Annotated in this window: 1 protein-coding gene; it reads left to right on the top strand. The window is 39.8% G+C overall.

The genetic code is table 11. The annotated features are described in order from the left end of the window. Window positions 1-458 precede the first annotated feature (458 nt). A partial coding sequence (locus R7Q38_RS24150) for a beta-propeller fold lactonase family protein (protein WP_318114609.1) occupies window positions 459-1,159 on the top strand: 701 nt, incomplete at its 3' end.

The following is a 1,159-nucleotide window of genomic DNA, read 5'->3' on the forward strand; positions in this document are numbered from 1 at the left end:
ATCGTGAATAAAATTAAGTCGTAATCTAAATGTTCATAATTAAAATAAATCCTTGTTATTTATAAAATTAATTATAATTTATAAATAAATGGAAATTAATAATGTGTTTCAATTTGGTGTTTATAGGAAAATTAACTGTTACATGATTATTATTTATTTTATCCCGATTTTTGTTTCTTATTATAGCGTTTGCTAATGAAACTTAGATCTTGAACATAAAATACATTCTTCGTCTTTAATATAACACTTGAAAGTAACCGTAAGTCGAGGCTTTCATGCTCAAGGCTGACATACTGTTTAAAACGCCAAACCACTTTAACTGCAAACGGCGATGTCGTTGCGGTTTTAAATGAGCAATTGCTTCACATTTTAAGTGGCTGATTCGTAAAATGGATTGCGGTCTGCCATGACAATAGGCAAGGTGTTGAATAATACGAATCACTCATATAAGGCCATCCATGACAACAACTGGTCACGTGCATTTTTATATTGGCACTTACACCAACCCACCAAGTACGAGCACGGGCATTGCGCGTGTATCGCTGAACACTGAAACGGGTGAACTGACTCGGCTTGACGATGTTGTAGTTCAACGTAATCCGTCCTATCTCACGACCACCGAACACGGGCTGTATACGTTTAGCGAAATGGATAGAAATGAAGGTGCAGAGCTTGCGTTTTTTCGCGGTAGTGAATCCGTCTCTTTGCCGATTAATGGCGATTATCCGTGTCATTTGGATATCAAAGAACCGTTGTTGGCGGTTGCTAATTATGGCTCTGGAAATGTTAGCGTATTTCAATTGGATCGCGATGGTAAACCGCTTGGTTTATTGGCGGATTTATACGTTGATGGATGCGGGCCGAATTTAGAGCGCCAAACTTCTCCTCACGCTCATCAAGTCACGTTTTTAAAGCACAGTCATCAATTAGTTGTCGTAGACTTAGGCAGCGATAGCGTCCTTATTTATGATTACGATGCCCAGCCGCCGGATTTTTCACTGTCGCAAGTGATTCATTTGCCCGCAGGTTCGGGACCGCGCCATGTGGTGTTTAACCAACAAGAGTCGACAGCGTATGTGGTTTGCGAACTGTCAGAAACCATGATTGTTCTGGTTAAGCACCAAGATAAGTGGCTTATCTCGAATCAAACAGAATTATT

The organism is Vibrio sp. Vb0598 (assembly GCF_033338935.1).
Taxonomy (GTDB): domain Bacteria; phylum Pseudomonadota; class Gammaproteobacteria; order Enterobacterales; family Vibrionaceae; genus Vibrio; species Vibrio alginolyticus.